This window comes from Clostridium manihotivorum (assembly GCF_004015185.1).
In the GTDB taxonomy this organism is placed as follows: Bacteria; Bacillota; Clostridia; order Clostridiales; family Clostridiaceae; genus Clostridium_AR; species Clostridium_AR manihotivorum.
The window spans coordinates 5,212,548-5,238,553 of the sequence record NZ_CP025746.1 but is presented as its reverse complement, the minus strand read 5'-3'; the positions used below and the strand labels follow the sequence as shown (position 1 = coordinate 5,238,553).

27 protein-coding genes are annotated in these 26,006 nt (G+C 33.1%); 14 read left to right on the top strand and 13 right to left on the bottom strand.

Annotation, left to right across the window (positions count from 1 at the left end; genetic code table 11):
- Positions 1-133 precede the first annotated feature (133 nt).
- Both C1I91_RS23450 and C1I91_RS23445 read left to right on the top strand, forming a co-directional pair.
- Positions 134-1,399 carry a glycoside hydrolase family 27 protein gene (locus tag C1I91_RS23450; protein WP_128215078.1) on the top strand — a complete coding sequence of 422 codons (1,266 nt, stop codon included), beginning with the start codon at positions 134-136 and terminating at the stop codon, positions 1,397-1,399.
- A gap of 592 nt (positions 1,400-1,991) precedes the next feature.
- Complete coding sequence (locus tag C1I91_RS23445; protein WP_128215077.1) at positions 1,992-2,750, top strand: glucose 1-dehydrogenase; 759 nt, start codon at positions 1,992-1,994, stop codon at positions 2,748-2,750.
- 155 nt (positions 2,751-2,905) lie between these two features.
- On the opposite strand, the gene C1I91_RS28395 is transcribed toward C1I91_RS23445, so the two are convergent.
- From C1I91_RS28395 to C1I91_RS29225, 4 genes are all read right to left on the bottom strand, one after another.
- Positions 2,906-3,052: a hypothetical protein gene (locus C1I91_RS28395; protein ID WP_164880634.1), complete on the bottom strand. Its 147-nt coding sequence runs from the start codon at positions 3,050-3,052 to the stop codon at positions 2,906-2,908.
- An 89-nt stretch (positions 3,053-3,141) separates the two neighbouring features.
- Positions 3,142-4,422: a helix-turn-helix transcriptional regulator gene (locus C1I91_RS23440; RefSeq protein WP_128215076.1), complete on the bottom strand. Its 1,281-nt coding sequence runs from the start codon at positions 4,420-4,422 to the stop codon at positions 3,142-3,144.
- A gap of 345 nt (positions 4,423-4,767) precedes the next feature.
- Positions 4,768-5,460 (bottom strand): transposase, encoded by a 693-nt coding sequence (locus tag C1I91_RS23435; RefSeq protein ID WP_128215075.1) that lies wholly within the window; start codon positions 5,458-5,460, stop codon positions 4,768-4,770.
- A 274-nt stretch (positions 5,461-5,734) separates the two neighbouring features.
- A complete protein-coding gene (locus C1I91_RS29225) occupies positions 5,735-6,250 on the bottom strand; it encodes a hypothetical protein (RefSeq protein WP_238475870.1) in 516 nt (171 codons plus the stop codon).
- Positions 6,251-6,436: 186 nt separating this feature from the next.
- Between C1I91_RS29225 and C1I91_RS23415 the strand changes: the two genes are divergently transcribed.
- Complete coding sequence (locus tag C1I91_RS23415) at positions 6,437-7,081, top strand: HAD family hydrolase (RefSeq protein WP_128215074.1); 645 nt, start codon at positions 6,437-6,439, stop codon at positions 7,079-7,081.
- Positions 7,082-7,617: 536 nt separating this feature from the next.
- On the opposite strand, the gene C1I91_RS23410 is transcribed toward C1I91_RS23415, so the two are convergent.
- Positions 7,618-8,160 carry a DUF2812 domain-containing protein gene (locus tag C1I91_RS23410; protein ID WP_128215073.1) on the bottom strand — a complete coding sequence of 181 codons (543 nt, stop codon included), beginning with the start codon at positions 8,158-8,160 and terminating at the stop codon, positions 7,618-7,620.
- Positions 8,161-8,165: 5 nt separating this feature from the next.
- Complete coding sequence (locus tag C1I91_RS23405) at positions 8,166-8,492, bottom strand: PadR family transcriptional regulator (protein ID WP_205694251.1); 327 nt, start codon at positions 8,490-8,492, stop codon at positions 8,166-8,168.
- A gap of 623 nt (positions 8,493-9,115) precedes the next feature.
- On the opposite strand from C1I91_RS23405, the gene C1I91_RS23400 reads away from it, so the two are divergent.
- The 11 genes from C1I91_RS23400 (at position 9,116) to C1I91_RS23350 (ending at position 19,300) form a co-directional block, all read left to right on the top strand.
- Positions 9,116-9,403, top strand: coding sequence for a hypothetical protein (locus C1I91_RS23400; RefSeq protein WP_128215072.1), 288 nt, complete (start codon positions 9,116-9,118; stop codon positions 9,401-9,403).
- Between the two features lie 369 nt (positions 9,404-9,772).
- Positions 9,773-10,543: an ABC transporter ATP-binding protein gene (locus C1I91_RS23395; protein ID WP_128215071.1), complete on the top strand. Its 771-nt coding sequence runs from the start codon at positions 9,773-9,775 to the stop codon at positions 10,541-10,543.
- Complete coding sequence (locus C1I91_RS23390; protein WP_128215070.1) at positions 10,488-12,074, top strand: hypothetical protein; 1,587 nt, start codon at positions 10,488-10,490, stop codon at positions 12,072-12,074. The genes C1I91_RS23395 and C1I91_RS23390 overlap by 56 nt, the downstream gene beginning before the upstream one ends.
- 430 nt (positions 12,075-12,504) lie before the next feature.
- Positions 12,505-12,807 (top strand): urease subunit gamma, encoded by a 303-nt coding sequence (gene ureA, locus C1I91_RS23385; protein ID WP_128215069.1) that lies wholly within the window; start codon positions 12,505-12,507, stop codon positions 12,805-12,807.
- A gap of 8 nt (positions 12,808-12,815) precedes the next feature.
- Complete coding sequence (ureB, locus tag C1I91_RS23380; RefSeq protein ID WP_128215068.1) at positions 12,816-13,184, top strand: urease subunit beta; 369 nt, start codon at positions 12,816-12,818, stop codon at positions 13,182-13,184.
- A 2-nt stretch (positions 13,185-13,186) separates the two neighbouring features.
- Positions 13,187-14,908 carry an urease subunit alpha gene (ureC, locus tag C1I91_RS23375; protein ID WP_128215067.1) on the top strand — a complete coding sequence of 574 codons (1,722 nt, stop codon included), beginning with the start codon at positions 13,187-13,189 and terminating at the stop codon, positions 14,906-14,908.
- A 22-nt stretch (positions 14,909-14,930) separates the two neighbouring features.
- On the top strand, positions 14,931-15,401 hold the full coding sequence (gene ureE, locus C1I91_RS23370; RefSeq protein WP_128215066.1) for an urease accessory protein UreE: 471 nt from the start codon (positions 14,931-14,933) through the stop codon (positions 15,399-15,401).
- Positions 15,388-16,080, top strand: a complete 693-nt coding sequence (locus tag C1I91_RS23365) for an urease accessory protein UreF (protein ID WP_164880633.1) — start codon at positions 15,388-15,390, stop codon at positions 16,078-16,080. Before ureE ends, C1I91_RS23365 begins: the two co-directional genes overlap by 14 nt.
- 155 nt (positions 16,081-16,235) lie before the next feature.
- Positions 16,236-16,844, top strand: coding sequence for an urease accessory protein UreG (gene ureG, locus C1I91_RS23360; protein WP_128215064.1), 609 nt, complete (start codon positions 16,236-16,238; stop codon positions 16,842-16,844).
- Positions 16,844-17,638: an urease accessory protein UreD gene (locus C1I91_RS23355; RefSeq protein WP_128215063.1), complete on the top strand. Its 795-nt coding sequence runs from the start codon at positions 16,844-16,846 to the stop codon at positions 17,636-17,638. Before ureG ends, C1I91_RS23355 begins: the two co-directional genes overlap by 1 nt.
- A gap of 699 nt (positions 17,639-18,337) precedes the next feature.
- The gene (locus tag C1I91_RS23350) at positions 18,338-19,300 is read left to right on the top strand and encodes an aldo/keto reductase (protein WP_128215062.1); all 963 of its coding nucleotides are present in this window, start codon (positions 18,338-18,340) and stop codon (positions 19,298-19,300) included.
- A 170-nt stretch (positions 19,301-19,470) separates the two neighbouring features.
- Here C1I91_RS23350 and C1I91_RS23345 read toward each other — a convergent pair whose 3' ends face one another.
- From C1I91_RS23345 to C1I91_RS23315, 7 genes are all read right to left on the bottom strand, one after another.
- Complete coding sequence (locus C1I91_RS23345; RefSeq protein WP_128215061.1) at positions 19,471-19,914, bottom strand: hypothetical protein; 444 nt, start codon at positions 19,912-19,914, stop codon at positions 19,471-19,473.
- A gap of 859 nt (positions 19,915-20,773) precedes the next feature.
- Entirely contained in the window at positions 20,774-22,300 is a 1,527-nt protein-coding gene (locus C1I91_RS23340; protein WP_128215060.1) for a hypothetical protein, read from the bottom strand.
- 191 nt (positions 22,301-22,491) lie between these two features.
- On the bottom strand, positions 22,492-23,145 hold the full coding sequence (locus C1I91_RS23335) for an ImmA/IrrE family metallo-endopeptidase (RefSeq protein ID WP_128215059.1): 654 nt from the start codon (positions 23,143-23,145) through the stop codon (positions 22,492-22,494).
- A complete protein-coding gene (locus tag C1I91_RS23330; RefSeq protein WP_128215058.1) occupies positions 23,142-23,522 on the bottom strand; it encodes an NUDIX hydrolase in 381 nt (126 codons plus the stop codon). The genes C1I91_RS23335 and C1I91_RS23330 overlap by 4 nt, the downstream gene beginning before the upstream one ends.
- 28 nt (positions 23,523-23,550) lie before the next feature.
- On the bottom strand, positions 23,551-24,003 hold the full coding sequence (locus C1I91_RS23325; RefSeq protein ID WP_128215057.1) for a hypothetical protein: 453 nt from the start codon (positions 24,001-24,003) through the stop codon (positions 23,551-23,553).
- 341 nt (positions 24,004-24,344) lie between these two features.
- Entirely contained in the window at positions 24,345-25,673 is a 1,329-nt protein-coding gene (locus tag C1I91_RS23320; RefSeq protein WP_164880632.1) for an FtsW/RodA/SpoVE family cell cycle protein, read from the bottom strand.
- Complete coding sequence (locus C1I91_RS23315) at positions 25,664-26,005, bottom strand: PadR family transcriptional regulator (RefSeq protein WP_128215055.1); 342 nt, start codon at positions 26,003-26,005, stop codon at positions 25,664-25,666. Before C1I91_RS23315 ends, C1I91_RS23320 begins: the two co-directional genes overlap by 10 nt.
- Position 26,006: the final 1 nt, after the last annotated feature.

Sequence of the window (26,006 nt, the reverse complement as noted above, 5' to 3'; positions counted from 1 at the left end):
TAAGCAATATTGTACCTTTAATCGATATATGAATGGTTTTTAGCATTGAATGATATGAACTAAGTTGATTAGTGAGCTTATAGTTTTTTAAAAGGTTATTTAAGCTGAAAACATCAAAAAGGAGAGAGTATAAATGGGTAAAAAGTTAGCATTGACACCTCCAATGGGATGGAACAGCTGGGATTGTTATGGTGCCAGCGTAAGAGAAGAAGAAGTAATAGGAAATGCGGACTACATGGAAAAGCATTTAAAGAAATACGGTTGGGAATATGTAGTTGTGGATATACAATGGTATGAACCTACTGCAGATTCAACAGAGTATCATCCTTATGCACCATTAGAAATGGACGAGTATGGAAGACTTATTCCAGCGGTGAATAGATTTCCAAGTGCTAAGGACGGAAGAGGCTTTAAGTCTTTAGGAGATTATATCCATAGTAAGGGATTAAAGTTTGGAATTCATATTCTTAGAGGAATACCAAAGCAAGCTGTAAAAGCAAATACGCCTATTCTAGGCACTAACAAATTTGCTCAGGATATAGCAGATACAAACTCTATATGTCCGTGGAATACTGATATGTATGGGATTGATGCTACAAAGGAAGGCGCACAAGAATACTATAATTCCATAATAAATATGTATGCTGATTGGGGCATAGATTTTATTAAGGTTGATGATTTATCCTTCCCTTATGCAAAAGGTGAAGTGGAGTTATTAAAAAATGCCTTGGATAACTGTGGAAGAGATGTGGTATTTAGCTTATCACCAGGACCAGCTCCTTTAGAAGAAGCTCAGCATCTTATAGACCATGCAAATATGTGGAGAATATCTGGAGACTTTTGGGATAACTGGGAACAGCTTTATAAGCAATTCGATCTACTAGGAAACTGGAATAGACACATGGGAGCTTCACATTGGCCAGATGCAGATATGCTTCCTTTTGGACATATATGCTTAAGAGAACACCAATTTGAAGGAAAAGGAAAGTGGACAAACTTTACAAGAAGAGAGCAAAGAACGTTGATGACCTTATGGTGTCTTGCTAGATCACCACTTATGTTTGGTGGAGAAATGACTCATAACGATCAATGGACTTTAGAACTTATAACCAATGAAGAGGTTCTAGAGGTATTGAAAGGTTCTAGTGATAATAAAGAGCTATACCGTGACGAGGCTAAAGCTATTTGGACTGCAAAGGGAAAAGACGGAGAAACTTATTTAGGATTATTTAATCTTTCAGAAGAGGATAAAGTCATTGAAGTAAACCTAAGTGATTTAGAACTTGAAGGAAGCTTTAAACTTAGAGATTTGTGGGAACATGAAGATGTAGATACTGTAACTGACTCTGTAAGCAATATGATAAAATCTCATGGAGCTAAGTTTTATAGTCTTAAGTAATCAAAAACAGTTTATAACCTATAATGAAGTCCTTAGCAATGTTAAAATATAAACATTATATATATTAATATAAGATCAGCGGAGCTTATACAGTTAGTATAGGCTCAGGCTGATTTTTTTTACTGTTAAAGAAAGTATAAAAATCTCTGCTAGCTAAACCCAGTAATATCAAGGCATTATATAAAAGACTTGAATCATATATGTTTTATAGATACTATATATTTTAATCTTAAGCTAATGAAGAACGGCATTTAAATAAAGAGTAAAAAGAGAGAATATTTCGCCTGCCAGAATTTCTCCACATACATTCAGAAAAGGCATATGCGCAAAAAAAACATTTAATTCTAATTGCTCGCTCATATAGAAAATCCTTCATAACCACTTAATTTCAACAATGCTATTAGACGTAGCTCAATTTTATAATTGCCTTAAAGTACAATTATTACTTCCCTAAGGTACAGTTGTTGCAACTATATATTAGAGGTAAGATAAATGTATAGCAAATATTGTATAGCACATAGATACAAAAGTTAAAAAAGTTTGAGATACTTATGGGATATTAAAATTAAGAGATTAAGAAGGAGGAGCAATGATGAAACTTAATGGAAAAGTTGCAATTGTAACGGGAGCGGCTTCAGGGATGGGAAAAGCTATTTCCATGTTATATGCACAAGAAGGAGCAAAGGTAGTAGCAGCAGATATCAATCTTGAAGGAGCAAAAGCAACTTCTGATGAGATTATAGCAAAGGGTGGAACCGCTATTGCAGTATTGACTAATGTAGCAGTTGAGGAAGATATTCAAAAATTAATTGATACTGCGGTTGAAGCATATGGTACAGTGGATATATTGGTTAATAACGCTGGTATTATGGATAACATGGCTGCAGTGGGAGATATTACAGACGAATTGTGGTATAGGTTAATAGAAGTTAATGCCACTTCAGTTATGAGAAGCAGTAGAAAAGTAATCCCAATTTTCCTAGAAAAGGGTAAGGGAGTAATTATAAATATAGCTTCTGTAGGAGGTATCCGTGGAGGAGCAGCTGGAGCTGCTTATACTGCTTCAAAGCATGCAGTAGTTGGATTAACTAAAAGTACAGGGTTCCAATATGCGAAAGACGGAATACGCTGCAATGCCATTGCTCCTGGACCAATAATGACTAACATCAGTGAAACAATGACTAACATGAATAAGCGTGGTGAGGCAAATTGCAGGACAGCAATGAGTACCATTAAAAGATTTGGTGCATCAGAAGAAATAGCAAAGGTTGCTTTATTCTTAGCTTCGGACGATTCAAGTTTTATAAATGGACAAATTATTGCTGCTGATGGTGGTTGGACAGCATCTTAAAAGTTTATTTGAAGGAATAAAGATCAGTAAAACTATTTGTTTTAGTGGTTTTTATTAATATGAGGAATGAAGAAAAGATCATTAATAGAAGTTACAACTTTTTGAATTAAATAAAAGCGTAAGCAGCTATGCTGCTCACGCCTTTAAACGCTAATTTATTTAGGGTCAATTGGATCAGGCCAATCGCTAGTGGGATAAATACCGCCTATATTACCTATGCTTGTTTTATTACTAAGCACTGGAACGGCAACTACAGCTAGAAGTAAAACACTGATTATTATTTTTGAAGCTCTGTTTTTCAAATTCACTCACTCCTTTTTATGTATTTGTTACTATTATATTACAAATACAATGATTTTACCTCAAATTGGATAAAAAAATTATGAAAGTTTTACAAAAAAGACTCTAGTCGATGCAATAATTTCATAGCTTTGTCACTTTCCTTCTGTGTAGTAGCTATTTGTAGAAGCTTGTGCAGCGCATATTGAATTCCCTCTTCAACATTGTTTGCTTCAAGCGACGCAATCATATAGTTCATCTTCTGCTCAATTCTTTCTAGGTCGTTCTTTTCCTCAAGTATCTTTACTAGTTCTTTGTAATTATCTACTAACATATCAAAACGGCTATATTGTTCTGCTAGGTCAATAGCTAGTTCATATAGCAATATGCTTTCCTCTCGCATACCTTGAGCGTGTAGAATTTTTCCCTTTAAGCCTAAGGTACTGGATAAGAATTTTTTGTTTGTTTCAAGTTTATGTTTTTGCGCTTCAGAGATATAGAATAGAGCTTTTTTATAGTTCTCTATCTTGTAGTAGTACTCCGCTATATTGTTGTAAACAAGTCCTAACAGTGACTTATCTACAGCTCCTACTTCAGGAATAACCTCGAAAAATGCTTTTCCAGCCTCATGGTTTTTATCTGTATCAAGTAGGATAGTCGCCCTCATTACTTCAGCATTAACTAATACCAACTTGTCTGCCTTATCCTTCTTGCTTATTATGTTATTATTTAATACCTCTAGGCATTTATCATACTCTTTTATCTGCCCGTAAACTGTCGCTAAAGCGTGGCTTGCTATATAGTAATTGTCTTGTACTTTGTACTCCTCAGCGTATGCGACTGCTTGTTTATAAAAGAAGATAGAATCATCAAATTGATTAGCCCTTAATTTACATTTACCTAGATAACAGAGCACCTCCACCTGAGGAATGAACTCCCTTATTTCTTTATACTTACCTAGTGCATTGTGTAGATAGATAAAGGCTTTAGAATACTCCATTTCGTTGAGATAAAGTATTCCACTTCTCTTGTATGTGTCTGCCAGCAGATCGTCAAGATTGAAAGACTGCTCTATTTTTATAAGGTCTTCTAGGTGCTTATGGCTAAGAGCTTGTTCTGACTTAAGCTCATTTTTGCAGTAGTACCTAGCGTCTTCTTCAGGAAGTCTTGAAAAGTATTCATCGTCAAGCTCAAGGTTCACGTGAATCCTCTTTGCTATGTCTATAAATTTTTCAACTAGCTTCTTAGAACTTGCTTTACTTACCGTTCTTTTCCCACTTTCCATCATACTAATAAACGCCCTAGTCATATTTTCCCCTTCTAGGTCCGCTTGATTAGCTCTAAACTTTTTCCTCATCAGTTTAATTTTTTCACTTGGAAGATAAAACTCCAAACTACTCACCCCTCTTTACTTATATGCTTATTGAAAGATACATGTACGTATAATTATACCTCTTTTTTATAAGGCGATACACTTGTTTTATGAAAAAATGTAAAATTATTTAAAATATAAAAAATAAAACCTTCAGCCTGTTTGAAATGTTAGGATATTGAAAGCCTTAGAATTATAATAATATAGTCTCTCGGAATTATGAGTGATTATTATAGTCCTATCGGGGTAGCGTACATTAAAAAGTGAATATTATCCAAAGATTTACAGAGAATGTGGAATATTAATAAAAATGAGCATAACTAATAGACATAGCTGCCGCTATGTTTTAAAATAATTATGTATTGATTAAGCGGCTTGCAAAATCAATTTTTTGAGATCTGACTCAAAAGGCAGATCCCAGGCATCGAGATGTTGTAGCATCAAGATGTTATAGAGGCGGCAGTACCACATCTTAGTAGAGCGGTGTCTGCCGCTTTCTAATAGAAAGTCTATTTTTTGTCGTTTATTAGAACGTTCTACGGAAGTTCTTGAATTATATTCTACTTTCCATTCTTTACTATCCCTTGGTGGGATGTTTATCAATCTTGGATTATCTTTCATTGCCAGATGCACCGTTCTCCCGTATTTGGAATCAGAACAAGGGTGTTCGCAGGAACATCCATACTTTCTACTTGTTAGAGGACAATGGAATTTGATACGGTGTTTCTTTTTTTCAACACCATCACGATTCATCTTACGGCCTGCTTTGCAGACGGGAATACCATCTTTACCAATGATAAAATCATCTTTATATTTAACTTTGATGCCACGTTTCTCATTCAAGTCAATAAACGGAGTTATTCCTTCTTGCTTGAAGTATTCATAAAATGGCATGGCATCATGAGCAGAGTCGAGAATAATTTTGTCTATTTTAAAGTCATGAAGTAAACTTTTCATGCGAAAAAACGCATGGAGAAATCCATGGGAGTCATGCCTTGAGGCTGGCCCAAACAAAGGGAATACTGGAAGATCACTATCAGAATCAGATGCAACAAACATGTAGAGATCATATCCATGATAAAAACAGTCTCTTGATGAATCCCAGCCGATGTCACAGTCAGGCTGAGAAAAGAATCTATCGCAAGTACAGTCAGTAATACCTTTGGAAATACAATCACATACACGGTGTTTTCGTTCTCTTGCAGAGGTAGCGACTGGTGTGCCATCACCTGCAAGAGCTAAGTTCTCTGTATTGATCAGTCCCTTTTGTATAGAAAGATTAAGAAACTCATTTTTATATAAATTAAAAGGGAACTATAAGGTTGTTCATCACTTAAAAAGATACTCCTTGTAATTCTTTTAATAGTTGTTCTACTGTTGTCTTTTCAACTGGATCAGCTTTTAAACCTTTCTTTTTAGGTTTTTTTACAGAAGTTTTTAAAGGTTGTAACTGAGATGAAAGATTGTTATTATCAGAATCCCATAAGCGGCTAAAGAAGTCATAAAAAGTACCAACACCAGGAGTGTCGCCTACTTCAAATCCGCTCAATATAGCATAAAGAGGGTTGATCTTAAGTTGTGCAACCCAATCAGTTACTGAAGTAACTTTAAAATCAATAGATAAAAGATATGATCTATGCATACAAGAAGGATTTCTCGGCTTCGGACCGAAAATGGAATATTTATTTTTCAGATGTATTTCAGTATATGAGAGGTCTAGGTTCCAGAAACGATCAATGATATCCCAGGTAGAACGCGCGATAGCATCCGGATTAGGATAATATTTACGAAGCATTTCAACAACAAATTTTTGATAGGCGGAATGGCCGCCAGAGTAAACAGGTAACATTAAAAATCTCCTCCAATCGAAAAATATACCTTATATTTAAGGGGCGCGTAGCGCCGCATTTTTCGATATTTTTGTCAAGTGCTTTTAACAAAAAAGTGGGGGATTTCAATAAAAAAGGAATCTTTAAGCCAGATAAATCAAGGCTTAAAGATTCCGAGAGATTATTAATATTATAGGAGGTGTAAAATGAAGTTTGAAACTATAATTTTAGACTTTGATGGAACTATTGCAGATACTAAACAGAGCATAATATTAACAGTACAAGAAACTTTGAAGCATATTAACATGACTCTAGCTGATGAAGAAGAGATAAAGAAACGTATTGGACTTCCTCTAAAAAATACATTTCAAGATATTGCAGGGTTAGATGGTAAAGAACTGGACGATGCAATAAGGGAGTATCGGTTAAGATATGACAATATATCTTTTGAAACTGTAGAACTTTTTCCAGAAGTAGAGAGTACGTTAAAAGTTCTACATGGAAGAGGTATAAAGCTAGGTGTAGCGTCAAGTAAAGGAAGAAATTCCCTTTCAGTGCTTTTAGAAAAATTAAAAATTTTCTCCTTATTCTCTTTTATAGGTGGAGAGCAAGACGTTTCAAATAAAAAACCTTCTCCAGATATCGTTAATCTTGCTATTAAAGAATTGCACACTTATAATTACAAATCTTTAGTAATCGGTGATACTATATACGACATACAAATGGGGAAAAGTGCATCATGTTCTACTTGCGCAGTGACATATGGTAATAATAGTCTTGAAGAACTTAGTGAATACGCACCTGACTATATGATTGATAAATTTTCAGATTTATTAGATATTGTTGATTAGAAATAATTAATATGAGAATGGAGAATTAATATGGCCTATTATTATAAAGAACCATCAATAACATTTAAAATAGGATTAAGATATGTAAAAGTGAAGGATCAAACAAAGCTCGTAATTGCTATAGATACGATTTAGGTGGAAGCTCAAAACTTGAAAATGTGGAAACTCCATAAATTTAGCGTCAAAAGCTGATTTACAGAGTTTCTGTTTTTTATATTTTATAGGCTCATTTTAAAAGTTTTAGACTTAGAAGGTCCAGATTCTTTGTTTTATATAACTTCAGGCCATAGTGCATAACCGAAATCGAAAATTAGCAGCATGAGGATAAAATATAGAGGGCCAAAACCAATCAGTTTAGGATACTGATTCCAGGTTAAAGCAGTTGTTATCCCAGTTAACTAAGATGGGATTTGATAAAAGCCGATAGAAGCGATAGGGCTTAATACGAAAAAATATACCAGCAGGGGGATGCCAAGACGTAGCATTCTATCCTTCAAAAAGTTTCCAAGGCCTTTCCTGTCAAAGCCATTCACTATTTAATTATTGTTGTGATTGTGATGAATATGAGAAAGTGAAATGGATGCATAGACCAGCATTGCGAAAAGTCCTCCTGAGATTACAGTAAGAGGAAAGCATAATATTTGTAACCAAGATGGAACAGGTGCTTTTCCCAAGATTATAAAAAACATTGTGAGAGCTAAAAAAAGAATAGCGCGTGGAACCATCTTTTTCTGCCATTGTTCCCTTACTTGCTCCTGTAAAGTCTGATCTGTGTGAAGGGACGGTGCATTTTTATCGGCATAAAAGACATAAAAGCAACAGTTTTTGTAGGCAAGATGCCAGCCAACGGATTCAAAATATTTTAAGTATTCCTCTCTTTCTTCTTCTTTAATTGGAGGCAAGTCAATGGCGTATTGTATTTTCCTTGGAACTCCTTGTTTGAGGATTACATGAAACTTCGTGCACGAATCATAGAGCCATCCCTTTGCGGCCAGTTGCTCAAGCTTACGTAATATATATTTTTCATTTGTCATCCATCCCATGAAATAATTTATTTTTTTAAATTGTGCTTTTTTCATAAAAATTAACCTCTCCTTATTTTCTCAATTATATTTTTACTTTGCTGAACAATTTTGGATCTCCGTTCATATTCGTCAACTAGCAGTCGTGTACCTTTTGAAGTTAATTGGTAGGATTTTTTATCAACTTCTGTTATCTCAATCAAGTCCGCACCCAACAGCTTTTTTAAGTTTGTATACATACTTGCGGGTCCTACATCAAAAGTACCAGAAGATATCTCCTGAATCTTGCTCATCAGTGCATAACCATGAGCTGGTTCAGTAAGACAGAGTAAAATATAATATGTTGTATCAGTTAATTGTTCACTTTCAATTGAATTTTTTCGGGACAATTTTGAGCCTCCTTAATATCATTAATGGATATATCATTAATGGATATATCCATTAATGATATAGTAGCATTTGCTTTTGCCACTGTCAAGAGTGATAGGTTAACTTCTTTAAGATTTTTCCAAATAAGGTTCTCCGTTCTGGCTTTCGCAAGGCAACTTTTGACACTATAGAAAGCTACAGAGAACATTATTCTACGACCTAAATAATAATAAGCTTACACAAAAGGACGGAAAGGGCAATAAACTTGCAGAAGCTGTTGGCGGAACAAGTTATAGCAAAGTTTTTACAGGAACACACTTATTATGGAAATACCAGTGATCCGCGACTAAAAGAAGAAATAACTATATATTGTAACCATACTATGCTATTGATAATAGTAATATATTAATGTATAATCCTAAGAAAACATTCAATCATAAAATATGTGATGTATTCAAGTCTATAACTTGGATAAGTTTAGTAATATCGTTGAAATCAAGTGCTTATATAGTAGATACTATACGTGCAAGCTAGGTAATATATAGATAGTTGAACACTTAATTTCAATGAGCTAATGAACTATTTTAAAAGCGTTTATAATTGTTGATATACAATAGTCACGGATGTATAGTTGGAGGAAAATATGATGATAAGAATATGGGGAAAAGTTATAAGAAATAATAAGATAATTTTAGATGAAGTGGCTACTTCTGATAAGGAAGAAAACTATGAGGAAGCGGTAAAGGATTGCATAAATGAACTTTGCGAAAAGTTTGATATAGGAAAGCCTTACTGGCTAGAAACTAATATTAGGGATTTCAATAAAAGAAGGAAAACTACCTTTAACAATGATAATTTTATTGAAGATATTGAGTTTGATAGATTCATAGTTGAAGTTTTAGAAGAAGAAGATAAGAGTTTTAAGTTTTAGTTAAAAAATTGTTATTATAGTGGGAAAAACTTGATATTTATCAGATTTACCAATTTTAAGAGAGCATAGCTCTCTTTTTTTTATGCTTTATAAGCATATCTTAAGGTAGCTTATGAAAACACAGTTGGCATTATATATACATTGTTGACATAATAAGGTATAACGTTTGCAATATAAGTTTTAGACATGGAATATGACAAAATAATATAATTCTTTGAGCAAGATCATTAAACTCTCAGTTTGAGGAAGACTTAGCTTCACCAGGGGGAGTTAGCAAGTGAAGGCTATTAAATTAAAGGTTCAATATAAACAAGCTTGCAAATTACTTGATTAAAGAGAATACATTTTGACGAAAGGGCTGGGGATATTATGATTTGTATTAAAAATGTATCAAAAAGATATAAGGATTTTACTGCCGTAGATAATCTTAATATTGAGATAAAAGATGGAAGTATTTTAGGTTTAGTAGGGCCTAATGGTGCAGGTAAGACTACAACTATAAGCATGCTTATTGGAATTAAGGATCCTTCAGAGGGGAGCATTAGTATCAATGGTAAAACTATCAAGGATAGTGCCATGGAGGTTAAAAGGCAGATAGGTTATGTATCTGATGATGAAAATAAATTCTTAAGTTTAAAGGCTATAGAGTATCTAAACTTTGTGGCAGATATGTATAAGGTTTCTGAGGAAGAAAGAAAGAAGCAAATATTAGGACTAGCTGAAAGATTTGATATACTAAATGATTTAAATACAAGAATGGACAAGTTCTCTAAAGGAATGAAGCAAAAAATAATGATAATATCTTCCTTGATACATAGCCCTAAGGTTTGGATACTAGACGAACCTTTTAATGGGTTAGATCCCCAAATCACCTATGAGTTAAAGTTATTCATGAAGGAATACGCAAGCAAGGGAAATATAATACTTTTATCCTCACACATCTTAGAAATAGTAGAAAATCTTTGTGATGAGGTTATATTGATTAAGAAAGGGAAAACTTTATTTTTTGGAAAGCTTTCTGAACTAAAAAATAAATTTAATAATTCCTATGACTTGGAGAAAATTTACATGGAGGTGTTTAGAGATGACACAATTAAAACTAACTCCTCAAAAACAATTAGTCTCTCTTATAAAGACTAATGTAAGAAGTAAATTGAATTTGACTCTAGGGGAAGAAGGTAGAGGCGGCAAGCTAATAAAGGCAGTTATTTTTATCATTTTTGCTATTAGCTGCATGGAGATTTCTTTTGCAAGAGTATTTAACACTTTACATACAAGTAGAAGCGAAATATTAATGCTTAATTCCATAATAAATATTCAATTATTTATAAGTAGCTTACTTATGCTTAAGCAGATAATTACTACCTTCTATCTAGCTAGTGATTGGAAGGAAATGATTATATTTCCAATAAAACCTGGAAAGCTACTATTTTCTAAAGCTGTTATGAGCTATTTATATAATTCTTTGGTTTCCATATTGGTTGTTGTGTTTTTATTTAGTTATGGTATTTTGGAACATGTCAGCATTAATTATTATTTACAGGTATTTATATACCAAATTATTATTACTGCTGTTCCAGTTGTGTATATTACCTTAATAACCTTAACTATATTCTGGGTTGTGGCCGCAATTAGTAATAGGAAAGCTACTTGGAAAATTGATATTTGGCTTATATTAGTTGATATAGCAGTAATGATACTCACTTATTTTCTTATGAAGTCAGCTTTAATTAACCATATTGTCTTTAATAATTTGTTGCTGTACAGCTTTTTTAAAGAGAGTTTAAGTAAAGCTTTATTTATAAATTATTTCATAGCAATGTCTATAATAACTATTTCAAGTTTTGGCTTTTATAAGCTTGGTGAAGCATATGCTAGTATTATGAAAAGTGAAATCTTTGCCTCAAAAGCCTCTGAAAAATCAGAAGTTGATACAAGTAATTATGATTTTAGACCTAAAAATACTATTATCTCCAATGTGATAAGAGATCTTAAAGTAATAATACAAATACCATCTATTAGATTTAATTGTATAACTTTTAACTTTATGTATTCTATAATCGGTGCCATAGGACTGCTGGTATTTAGAAGACAAATTAGTAATATTATAGTAATTGCACCTAGTTTAAAACCTTTTCTGCTGGTTTTATGGTTGTTAAGCTTTCAAATAGGAAATGCTACGATGATTACGTCATTCTCAAGAGAAGGAAGATCTTTAACTCAACTTAAGGTTTTCCCAGTGGAAAAAAGAGATTTTCTGTTAGCAAAATTCATAGTTGCAATGCTAACTAATATTATTGTATTTATAAGTAGTAATGTACTGATAATGGTATTCTACTCCAATTTTCTTGAATTTTTATTACTTGAAGTCATTGCAGTGACATATATAATTGGAATGACAATAATTTTAATTCAGTTGGATATTGAGAATATGTCACTAAACTGGGTAGAAGTGAAGGATTTATTTTCAGCGGAGCATATTTTTAAAGTTTTAAAGCCATACTTTATTCTCACATTGTTACCATTAATATTCATTGTTATGATTTCTTCAATATTCAAAAGCAAATTACTATTATTATATTTATCTCCAGTGTTTTTGTTAATTACTATATTAGTATATGCCGGACACAGCTTTAGAAAGTTAATAGCTTATAAAGATGCACCACTTTAATCAGATAACTATTTTAAAAAATAATCTGGCTTCTGAGAGGAAAATTTGAAAACATATATTTTAGTATGAAGTGGTACTTCTAGATGAAGTAATGCAAGTAGGCAAACTAATTAATTTATAAAACGCTTATTGTATGAATTGAATACTGATAGTATAATATTGGCATAAGAAAAATATTCCACATAAATAAAATAAAGTTAAAATATTGATACAAGGAGGTATCTCTTAATTGAGATGCCTTTTTACTGTATAGAAAACATAAATATTGCTATAACTAAGCCTAGTAATATCAAGAATTTACAACAGCTCTTAGCGCATACAGTAAAAATAAAACTTATTCATCTGCCTGACGTTCCTCATATACATTGGGAAAGGCAGCTGGGCAAAGTAGGAAAGTAAGCAATAGTTAATAGAAAGGTAAGGTGTGTGTATGTATTTTACTCCTAGAGAAATGGAAAAACTGATGCTTCATTATGCTGGGGAGCTTGCAAGAAAGCGTAAGGATAGAGGGTTAAAATTAAACTATCCAGAGGCAGTGGCACTTATTTGCTCTGAGCTTATGGAAGCGGCTAGAGATGGGAAGACTGTAACAGAGCTTATGAGCTTTGGAACAACTATATTAAAGGAAGAGGATGTTATGGAGGGTATAGCTGAGATGATAGATGAAGTTCAGATTGAAGCAACCTTTCCTGATGGTACAAAACTAGTTACCGTTCACAATCCAATAAGGTAGGTGGAAGTATGAAACCAGGTGAAATCATCGTTAAAGATAGAGATATTATATGTAACGAAGGAAGAAAAACTAAGACTTTAGTTGTAGCAAATACTGGTGATAGACCAGTGCAGGTTGGTTCACATTTTCATTTTTTTGAAGTAAACAAGTGCCTTCAATTTGATAGGGAAGAAGCCTTTGGTATGAGACTTGATATACCTTCTGGCACAGCAGTAAGATTTGAACCCGGTGAAGAAAAGGAAATACAATTGGTAGAGCTAGGCGGTAAAAAGCTAGTATATGGACTTAATGACTTGACTTCAGGTTCTACTGATGAAAGCAATAAAGAAGCAAGTATAGAAAGAGCTAAAGCTGGTTTATTTAAAGGGGTGAAATAGAGATGAGCGTAAAAATAAAAGCAAGAGACTATGCTAATATGTATGGACCAACTACTGGTGATAGGGTAAGACTTGCCGATACAGATCTAATCATAGAGGTAGAAAAGGACTATACTACCTATGGTGATGAGTGTAAGTTTGGCGGAGGAAAGACCTTAAGAGATGGTATGGGACAGTCTGCCTTAGACAAAAGAGCGGAAGGCGTGCTAGATTTAGTTATAACCAATGCCCTAGTTCTAGACTATACAGGCATTTTTAAAGCGGATATAGGTATAAAAGATGGCAAGATAGTAGGCATAGGAAAAGCAGGAAATCCAGATATTATGGATAATGTTGATGAGAACATGATAGTTGGTGCCTCTACTGAAGCTTTAGCTGGAGAAGGGCTTATTCTAACCGCTGGAGGAATAGATACTCATATTCACTTTATATCTCCTCAGCAGATTGAGACTGCTCTTTATAGTGGTATAACCACAATGATAGGGGGAGGAACTGGTCCAGCAGATGGAACTAATGCTACTACTTGTACTCCAGGAGCTTTTTACATGGAGAGAATGCTTGAAGCATCAGAAGAATTTCCTATGAATCTTGGTTTTTTAGGAAAGGGTAATTCTTCTTCTCTTGATGCCTTGAGAGAGCAAGTAGAAGCGGGAGCACTAGGACTAAAATTACATGAAGATTGGGGAAGTACTCCTAAGGCTATAGATACTTGCCTTGCGGTAGCAGAGGAGTATGATGTTCAAGTAGCAATTCATACTGATACATTGAATGAAGGTGGTTTTGTAGAAGATACCATAGCAGCAATAGGTGGAAGAACAATTCACACTTATCACACAGAAGGTGCAGGCGGAGGGCATGCTCCAGATATAATGAAAATAGCAGCTTTTCCTAATATATTGCCTTCATCCACAAATCCTACAAGGCCATATACCGTTAATACTATAGATGAACATTTAGATATGCTTATGGTTTGTCATCATCTAGATAAAAAAGTGCCAGAGGATATAGCCTTTGCTGATTCAAGAATAAGACCTGAAACTATAGCAGCAGAAGATATATTCCACGATATGGGTATCTTCAGCATGCTAAGCTCAGACTCACAGGCTATGGGAAGAGTTGGCGAAGTCATAATAAGAACTTGGCAGACTGCTGACAAGATGAAAAAGCAAAGAGGGCTTTTGCCAGAAGACAAGACTTTAGGTTGCGACAACTTTAGAGCAAAAAGATATATAGCAAAATATACTATAAATCCAGCAATAACTCACGGTATATCCAAGTATGTAGGCTCAATAGAAGTAGGCAAGTACGCAGATTTGGTACTATGGAAACCAGCTTTCTTTGGAGTAAAGCCTGAGATGATAATAAAGGGAGGAGTTATAACAGCTAGTAGAATGGGAGATGCCAATGCATCTATACCAACTCCTCAACCAGTAATATATAGAAATATGTTTGGAGCTTTTGGCAAGGCAAAGTACAAATGCTGTATGACCTTCGTATCCAAGGCTTCTTTAGAAAATGGTAATATAGCAAAGCTCGGTCTTAATAAGCTTGTACTGCCAGTAGAAAACTGCAGGAATATAGGCAAAAAGGATATGGTATTAAATTCAGAGACCCCAAAGATTGATGTGAATCCTGAAAACTATGAAGTAAGGGTCAATGGAGAACATGTAACCTGTAAGCCTATAAAAGAAGCAGCTTTGGCACAGAGGTATTTCTTATTTTAATCTATATGAATAGGAGAAATTTATGTTAGTAGAAAATATATTAGGTACTTTAGAAGAATTCCAGGTTCAAGGAAAAGAGATGGATTTTGTTGACGTAGAATGGTATGAAGTGAACAAAAAAATACTTAAGAAGATCAGTTCCAGCGGTAGGACTGTAGGAATAAGACTGGATGGAAGCAAAAAGCTTAATCATAAGGATGTTCTTTTTAACGATGAGCAGTTTATACTTATAGTCAATATACCTGAGTGTGAAGCTATTTCCATTAAGCCAGCTACCATGGAGGAAATGGGAAGAATATGTTATGAGATAGGTAATAAGCATATTCCATTATTTCTTCACCATGAAGAGATACTTGTACCTTATGATGAGCCTCTTATGAAGCTTTTAGAGAAAAATCATTTTAAGCCAGAAAAGACTGAAGCTAGACTTATAAATGGTTTAGAAACTCATAGTCACAGTCACGGGCATAGTCATGACCATGAGCATCAGTAATCAGTTTTTTACACTGCTTCAAATTGCGGATTCAATATTTCCCATAGGCTCCTACACTCAATCTAATGGATTAGAAACTTATGTCCAAAAGGGAGTTGTTAAGGATACGGCAACCTCAAAGGAATATTTAAAACACATGCTTCAGAGCAGTGTAAAGTATAACGATGGATTAGCTGTAAAGCTGGCTTACGAATATGCTTTAGAAAAGAATATTGAAAAGTTAATAAATCTAGACAATTTGCTTACTTGCTCCAAAGCTCCAAGAGAGATTAAAGAAGGTAGTATGAAACTAAGTACTAGATTTATAAAGCTTGTGAATAACATAAAAGGTACAGAAGGCATAGCCTTGTATGAAAAAGCTATAAAAGAAGGTTTAGCATATGGACAATATGCTATTGCTTTTGGTATCTTTGCTGCAGAGTGCAGTATATCTAAGGAAGAGGCAATAATGGCTTACGTATACAACCAAGCATCTTCTATAATAAATAACTGTACAAAGCTAGTGCCTTTAGGTCAGCTTGATGGACAGAAAGCACTTTTTAGCATGCAACAGGTCATGACGGATATTACCAAGGAAATAGTGGAACTTGATATAGAGTCGCTTGGGAGATGCAGTATTGGCGCTGATATAAGAGCTATGCAGCATGAGGATTTGTATTCGAGATTATACATGTCATAAAGCTATGATGGTTTCAAATCCGTGGAAGATTTCAAAGCTTCTCTTGAGGATTGAAGAGAAGCTTTAAAAACTAATAAGTTATATCAAAATGGTAAAGGAGGAAATGCTGACAATACTTAGCTTGTTATGAGGTAAAAGCAGCATGAAGTTTGAAGATGAGTTATGTTAAGATAGGAATTGCTGGTCCTGTAGGATCAGGTAAAACAGCATTGATTGAAAGACTTACAAGAGAGATGAGCAAGGAATACAGCGTAGCTGTAATAACCAATGATATATATACAAAGGAAGATGCTGAGTTTTTAACTGCCAATAGTATATTACCTAGGGAAAGAATAATGGGAGTTGAAACAGGGGGATGTCCTCATACTGCAATAAGAGAAGATGCCTCTATGAACCTTGAGGCAGTTGATGTAATGGCAAAGAGGTTTCCTGAGGTTCAGATAATATTTATAGAGAGTGGTGGAGATAACTTATCTGCTACCTTTAGTCCAGACTTAGCAGATTCAACAATTTATGTTATCGACGTATCTGGAGGAGACAAGATTCCAAGAAAGGGAGGGCCGGGAATAACTAGATCAGATCTTCTTATAATAAACAAGATTGATTTAGCTCCACATGTAGGTGCTAGTCTTGAAGTTATGGAAAGAGATTCTATAAAAATGAGAGGAGAAAAACCTTTTATTTTTACTGACTTACATCATAGAGTAGGTTTAGAGGAAGTTATAAACTGGATTAAAGAAAATGTTCTTCTTGAGGGCGTGTAATGAATAATAATTACTATAAAGATAGTCATATCAATATAGAAACCTCTGTTAAAAAGGACAAGACAGTTTTAGAAAGAAGCTATTTTACAGCACCTTTCAAGATTATAAGTCCTTTCTATGAAGATGAGCATAATATGATGAAGCTATGTGTTATGAATGTTTCACCAGGTATACTAGAAGGAGATAGGTATTATTTAGACTTTAAGCTTAAAGAAGGCTCTAGATTGCATTTGTATTCCCAATCCTATAGTAAGGTATTTAATATGAAGGAAGGCAACGCCTATCAAAAGCTTCATATAGAGCTAGAGAAGAACAGTAGATTTGAGTATTTTCTTATGCCTACAGTACCATACAGTGGTTCAAATTTCTTTAGCGAAGCAGAAATACATATGGAATCTGGAAGTGAACTTATCTTTAGAGAGATACTATCTTGTGGAAGATATATGTCTGGTGAAAGATTCGATTTTAGCCTCTATTCTTCTAAAACAAAGATATATCATGAAGGAAAGTTGATGTTTTTTGATAATACTTTTTTAGAGCCTAATACTCAGAACTTAGATGAGATAGGCTACTATGAGGGTTATACTCACCAGGCTAATGTATATATAATAAATAATAGAATTGATGAGACTTTTAGAACTTCACTAGTAGAATATTTAGAATGTCAAAAAAATATTCTAGCTGGCTTAAGCAAGAATTGTGAGAATATGCTTACAGTAAGAATACTAGGCAATAGTTCGGATGCTTTATCAAAAATAACTGATAGAATTAGAGAAATTGACTTAAGTAGATAAAGAGTCTTAATATAGACGATGTTAAATTACCATGGTGAAATCAATAGAGACAATATGTAAAAAAGTTCATTGAGAAAATTAGTCTCAGTGAACTTTCTGTTTTTCGCTCTGTTAAAGCATCGTGTTGAAAGTAGTGGTCAGTGATCCTATGCTTAGACGAGTTTGCGCAAAGAATTAATATGATTTCTTCATGACCACTTAATTTCAATAATATTTTTAAACATAGCCTAATTTTTTAGTAAAAACATTAAAAAGCTATTGACTTGGAGTTAACTCCAAAGAGTAAAGTATAAATATGCCATAGGAAAACTTATATACTCATAGTTTAAACTTGATATCTGTTTAGAACCAAGAAAGCTGAGGATGATGATTATCAGGGGAAAATCTCTAATAGAGTATTTTTCTAGGAAAGGTGCAAACTATGTGAATAGCAATATTGCAAATTTTTATGTAGGTAATATATAGTTATCCTTTACGAAAACTTAATTTATACATGTTTTATAATCCCGGCTTCTGGGGATCGTTAGGCCTGTATAAATTAATTAATAGTTGAAGTTGGACACCTATAAAAGTGGCAGAAGCCATGAGCCGGAAAATAACAGTATGGAATTATGGGTATAGGCGAAGTAGCAAATAAATGAAGTGTTGTCCAATATAATATGGATGAAATAATTTTTCGTAATACGAGGAGGAAAGAAAATGGAATATTCAAAACTCGGAAATTCAGATCTTAAAGTTTCACGTCTTTGTGTAGGGTGTATGAGCTTTGGTGACCCTAAAAGCAATTTTCACGCATGGACATTGAACGCTGAAGATAGTGAAACCCTTGTCAAAAGAGCTCTTGAGCTAGGAATTAATTTCTTTGATACAGCTAACACCTATTCAGCAGGTACTAGTGAAGAGTATCTAGGCCGTGCAATCAAGAACAATATTGCAAGAGATAAAGTAGTCCTAGCTACCAAGGTTTATTTCAATGAAGGGAATCTCTCAAAGGCGGCGATACAGCGTGAAATTGACGGTTCACTTAAAAGACTAGGCACTGATTATGTAGATTTATACATCATTCACCGTTTCGATTACAATACTCCCATAGAGGAGACTATGGAGGCACTAGACAGCCTTGTTAAGGCTGGTAAGGTTAGAGCACTTGGTGCTTCAGCAATGTATGGTTACCAATTTCATAACATGCAGATAGCTGCAGAACGAAATGGTTGGACACAGTTTTCTTCCATGCAAAACCACTACAATCTGCTTTACCGTGAGGACGAGCGAGAATTGATTCCTATTTGTAAGGAGCAGAATGTTGCACTTACTCCATATAGTCCTCTTGCTGCTGGAAGGCTTTCACGACTTGAGTGGAAGGCTGATACAAAGCGCAGCCAGACAGATAAAACAGCAGTTTCAAAATATGATAGTACACAAGAAATGGATTATAACATAGTACTTCGTGTACATGAACTTGCTGAGAAGTATGGAGCCACAATGACGCAGATAGCTCTTGCATGGCAGCTTGCAAAGGGAGTTACCTCACCAATTATCGGTGCTACAAAGGCAAAATATTTTGACGATGCTATGGGAGCACTAAACCTAAAGCTTACTAAGGAGGACATAGAGTATCTTGAAGAACCTTATGTTCCTCATAAGATAATGGGAGCACTATAATACTTATATGTCATAAGAAAAAGACTATGAACTACAGCCTCTTAGGAAGGTTCATAGTCTTTTATTTTTTTGTTTAGGAATTTATATAATTTCTAGGTAGATAAACCTATAATGAAAATGAGCTTGTATTCTTAGGATAAGCTCCTTTTATAAGTATTAAAAGTAAAATATTAATCATTTATACCCAAGTGAAGTAGTAGAACTTTATCTTTAAAAACAAACACATAGTCTGCACCAGATACCTCATGAATAAATTTCGACAGTGAGCTATATCCATTTTTTATTCCTGATGCTAAAACTGTTATATGATCTCCATTTATATAATTCGAAATCATATCTATAAAAGCTATTTTTAGTCTATCATCGGTAAGTTTTTGATTTCTAAAAAAGTAGTTATCTAAAGTATAGTATAAAGCTTCCTTCCAATCTTGAATTTCTGTACAATCAAAATCAGAAAGACCTTCCTTAGATACACAAGTCTTTAATAGGAAATCATTTATTGAAGTTTGGTAATCCTTGTTAAGAGGAAGCTCTTCTATAAAGTAATCACAAGCTTCATAGTTATCATTATTAAGTAGTTCAAAAGCCTTTAAATATCCCTTTAATTGATTCAAAATTTCCAACATAATTATCAGTTCCTTATCTTATTTATATTAAAGTTTAAACTCTGTTAAAGTATTCTGTTTAAATTAAACGGTCAGTCATCCGATGCTTAAATGAGCTTGCGCAAAGAATTAATATGATTTTGTCATATTCCATGGCTAAAACTGTAAACTCACTACGTTCGAACATACAGTTTTACTCTTTATTTAACGATTCACTTTTTATAAGTTTTATGTATCTTAATCTGAAGAACATTAAGAATGCTATTCAAATAAAGAGTAAAGAGAGAGAATATGTCGCCTGCCAGAATTTCTTCACATGCGTTCAGAAAAGGCAGATGCGCAAAAAATCACTAATGAAGAACGTATTAGTAATTTTTAACGCCACTCCATCTGAAAAAATCATTTAATTCTAATTGCTCGCTCATATAGCATCTCCTTCATGACCACTTAATTTAAACAATATTATTAAACATAGACAAATTAAAATCAAGCTTGTAGGTTTCCTAGGTATTTAAAACTACTCCTAGCTTCAAACAATTAAACTACAGACATACTACTTCATAACGAAATATATCAAAATAGTGCTTCTATACTCATCGAAAGCTTTATTTTGGGTCTACGAATTGAAGTAGTATGTCTGTTCAGAGTAATAGATACTCCAGTTATATAATCTTAAGAATATATGAAATCATTTAAACTATTGATGATCTTTTTAGTGATTTATATATTTTAATTTGAACTGGTATACCTATAATAAATAATCAAAATACCATATTCAATTATATAATATGAACAAGCTACTTTCAAATGGTTACCAATAATTAATTGGAGCAAACTAAGCAAGACTATGACTGTAGGGCTTATATATCTATAAGGCGTACTCTTCCTTACTCATGAATTGATTGCTTTTTAAGTATAGCCTTATATTTTTTTCTTCATCATTTATAGTAATATTTGCAAACTTATTTCTTATTTCCAGCATATATACATTAGTATCATAAGGTAATTTTCCTATACATCTAAGCTTAAGCTTAAAGTTCTCATCTAAACCCTTAATATTAAATAAAGTGAGGAATCTCTTACAGCGTCCCTTAAAGGCTCTTTCAGGATCAAGGTTGTCTATTTTTGTGCTGTCAAATATAAAATCTATGTTTAAATAACCATTTTCCACATATATATCAGTTTTACAGAATTCATTAACATATTGTCTGTTTTGATTTGCTCTAGATATTCTTGAAAACTCCTCTAGTTCATCTATAAAGGTTAAAAATGCTGAGTCACTGCTAACCTTACTTATTTGAAAACCCTCACTAGTATGGTCAGTTATAGCTATAAGTAATTCAGTTATAATTTCCTTCTTTACGAAATCAAGTTTACTGATCTGTATATTACCTAAATCTCTGTATGCAAAGGGGGTATTGTTAAATATTGATAGCTTTCTAAAGAGTAAAAAGGCACTCATTATACCATGCTGATAGTTTTCAAAATCCTTTGAGTATCTCATGTGGCGTGAATAATCGAATAATAATTGTAGATTAACTCGTCCATTCTTCAAGGTCTCTATTTCTTCCTTTGTTAACTCCAGAAGCTTTGTTTCATCTATCCCTAATATGCTGCCGAGTTCATTTATAATGGCTACCTTAGGAAGTATATGGCTGGCTGTATCTCTATCTCTGTCACCAACATAGAAGATATAATTGTAGCTTAAGAAATTGAGAAAATCCTTTATTAAGTTGGCGTGAATATCTGAATAGTTAAACTGAAAGTCTACAGTATTATTTATGCCGAAATGAGGAAGAATCGATTTTATATTTTTTGTTATAGAGGTTATTTTCTTTATGGGATAACCTAAGTCATGAGTTAAGGCGGTCAAACATCTTAGCGAATCATAGTGACCTTCAATAGATTTCATAATGTCTTCAAGTTCTATAAAAGAATGAAATGCCTCTGTTAAGTTTGTATTTCGAACGGCTTGGCACATCTCGAAAATAAATTCATTATCATTTCCATACTTATTAAAGAATGGTTTAAAATCTTCGTTTTTAATTAGATATTCCCCTAAAAAATATACCCAAAGACAATGCATTGTGTGATCACGATAGAAGGAATCAGAAGCAAAAATAAGCTCCTCAAAGTCTACATATGTATCAAAATAATTGAATAAATCATCATAGCCCCTTCTATCATTATCAATAAAGCTCATGGAAGCTTCAAATAAAAGTTTCCATAGTTTTTTACAAATAGTTATCTTGTTATGCATCTCAGTTTCGCCTCTAAGTTTTAGTATTTCCTTTGAAATATCTTCTTTAAACCAAGGTTTATTTTTCAAAAAATAGATTGTGTCATTGTTTATTTGATCAATATAAAAATCTAAAACTATTTTTTCATCTATCATAATTATGCTCACCCCAAATCGATATAATTACCTATTATAACATTTTAATGAATTATATTCCATAATTTTATTAATATGGGTGTAATTTAACTATTATTTTAAGAATTTGCTTTCTGAGGTGAAAAAAATAATAATTTCATCAGAAAGATATTTTGAAATATCTTCTGCTTTTTATAAGTAGAATTTGTAAATTATTCGGCTCTTTGAATAAACAAGTTATCACATATGATTACTTCAACTTTTGGTGTTTCAATATTTAGTTTACCAAGTAAATATCTGCAGTTATCTATAATAGATTGAGGATCATATTGAGGCTTAAGGTTCAATGCTTCTAATTTAGGTAAGTTCTTAAAACCAAAATCCTTAAGAACTTCTTCAAAGCTTTTAGTTGAGTAAAAGGAATTTTTCACAGAGGTAAATTGAAGGAAAGTATAAGCTTCAACAGTTTGAAGTTCAGAAAAATGCTTATTACAATAATCTAGAAAGTCTATTCCGTTAGGAACAGGGGAGGGGATATTATCTAATATACGTTCAATGTTAGAAATTAGTATTTCTAGATTTTTATTAGCACCTAAGTGCTTCCAGTAAGATATTGCAAAATCATTTGCTGACTGTTCTTCGCTGGCTCCTTTAGTAGCCCAATCAAAGCTTATTTTATAATGGTCTCTTAAAATATGAGTAAATTCATGGATTAGGTTGTACCATTGAAAGTATAGTTTGTGGAATTCTTCTGCAGAAACCGTATCTCCAGAAAATAGTTGGATGAAAGGTGTTTTTAGTTCTTCAGAAGATAAAGACCATAAGCCGGTATAGATTTTTCTGTTACAAATTAATATATCTTTCATTTATGTCTCCTTAGATTTGATCTTTCCATATACATGTCCAATATGGGCTTAGTATAGCTGTCCAATATATCAGCTTCTATGGAAAACCAGCCGTTATCAATTAAATCTTCATTATCAGGATTTGACTTGTCCAAAGTTAGTTCGCCACCAATTATTTTAGCTAAGTAAGTATATTTATAACCATCCTCATATAATAATGATGATATCTCTACATCAAACCCAGTTTCTTCTTTTACCTCTCTTACACAGGCTTCTTCTGGAGTTTCATTTTTCTCTATGCCTCCTCCGGGGAAGTTCCATACTATATCACCTCTTTTAACATATTGCTTTACCATAAGAACTTTATTATTATCGATTATTAATGCTTGTGAAATCATATTTTGTCCTCCAAGTATGTTTTTAAAATTAATTATCTTTAATGGTTCTAAGTATCCTTAAGCCATCGCTTATGCTTCCATCAGGATATTTTATAGGTATTATTGCAGTAAATGTGCACCATACCGAAAAATCGAAAAAAGGAGTATATACGTAATCGCTTATGAGATGTAATTTATTTAATATAAATAATAGGATAATGCTAATTAAACTAAAGAGAATTCCTCCAAACTGGAATAGAATATTATGTAGCTTACTGCTATCAGAAATATCGTCAGGTGTTATACGTCCATAAAAAAAGTACAAAGGGCAAATCTCTATATTTCCTAAGGTTAGAATACTTTTGCCAGAGCCTAAGGTAATTCTGTAATCAGTGATATCATTGAATAGCTTAAGGAAGAATAAATGGCCACATTCGTGGATTAGAGTAATTATAGGCATAAAAATAAAAATTCCTAGTAGTAAAATCATAAACCAATTCATGCTATCGCCCCCAAGTAATATATATTACACATTAGAAATTTTATAGTAAACTACTCCTATTATACAATAAAATGGGTTGAGGTTCATCTAAATATTACATCTTTATATGATAAAAACTATGTAATAGGAGTTTAAGACAGATGATAATTAAGCTGTAATACTTTAATCGTAAATATATTTTCAAAGTTAACATTCACTCACAGAACAGAAGCAGAAAAATAGGAATTTTAATATGAAGTATCATAGATGAGCTTTATTACAAATATAAAAACTTCCAGTTAAAACAAAGGTAAAAGGCACTAAGCAATAGATTGTTAATCTAACTGCTTAGTACCTTTAGGTTATTCAGGTTGAGTAACAATACTTGATGAAGAAGATGCTAAAGATTTACTTAAATTCTTCCTACCATATATACCGCATATAAGCCCAATTAGTACCATGTTCATGATCACGGAGCTACCATTGTAACCGATGAAGGGCATGGATATATATAGACTTGATATTAAATTTAAATTTGACATTATAGGTAGTAAGAACTGAATTGTTAATGCTAAGGTTATGGATTTAAACAAAAGCTTCCCGTAGCTGTTTTTTATATTTTTAGAGGTCTTAAATAAGTTAAATAGTAGTAGGGTAATCATGATAAGTATGGTTATTCCAACTATCCAACCAAAGCTATAGATTATATAGGTAAATATGAAATTGACATTTATTAATGGAGTAGTAGATATAACTTCTTTGGATATACCGTTACCGATAAATTTTGAATTTGATAGTAATAATTGAATTTTTCCAACTACATAGTCCATATTCATATCTCCTTTTCGAGCAAATATAAATATGGATATAAATCTATGAAATCTATAAGTTGCACTAAATATAAAAGTACATATAGAAAAAGTTCCTAGGGCAAGCATAAGAAGAATCAGTTTTTTAGGGATGCCAGAATACATCAATAAACCTACAATAAGGACACAATAGATGACAAATGAAACTTCTTGGTTTGTTAATAAAATGGAGTAGCCTGAAAAACATATCATTAAGAGTAGCTTCAGTATTCCATATTTTGAGTGGTATACCTTTGTGATTAATCCGCATAGCGAGATTATATATAATACAGAAGCTATTGTACTTAAATCAAAAGCTGTACCAAGAAAAATAATATTTCGATTACCATTGACATACTTTCCAAAGAATATGATAAGCCCAATAAGTATAGTTGCAGCTATAAATAGTTGCCAGGAATATTTCTCAAGCTTTCTATAATCTAAAAAATAAACTACTACTCCCAGTATTCCACCTAATATTGTTAATATAATCATCTTCATATAATCATTATAGGATATAATCTTAGGTGCATTTTTATATATTGAGAATTGAACTAATAGCCCTATAGCTATGAAGATAGAACAAATAAATAAGGTCTTATAGTCAGGTCGCCTTTGATATATTTTATTCAGATCAAAGCCAATCTTTTCGCTATCACCCATATGGGCTACTGCAAGCTTAGAGGCTTCTTCGCAGGTTGAGCCTTGAGCTATATATTCCTCCTCAAGCTCTTGTAAGTGGCAGTTTAGCTCTTCCTTTATATCTTCGTGCATCTCTGCACATTTAACTTGAGAGCAAACTTCATCAGTAAACTTTCTAAATGATTTATTTTCTAAGCCCATGTTATTCCCTCCCATAAGCAGCTATCAACAGCATTTTTGTAAGTTTCCCATTCTTCTTTTCTGTTCTTCAGATGATTTAAGCCATCTTTTGTTATCTTGTAATATTTTCTTTTTCTTCCTTCGGAACTTTCTTGCCAGTAAGACTCTACATAGTTATCGCTTTGAAGAGAATGAAGGATGGGGTAGAGGGTCCCTTCCTTAAAAGCAAAGATTCCATTTGATTTCTTTTCGATTTCCTTGATCATTTCGTAACCGTACATGGATTTATCTTTAAGTAAACTTAAAATGATTATTGTGGTGCTTCCTTTTAAAAGCTCTTTACTTACTTTCATC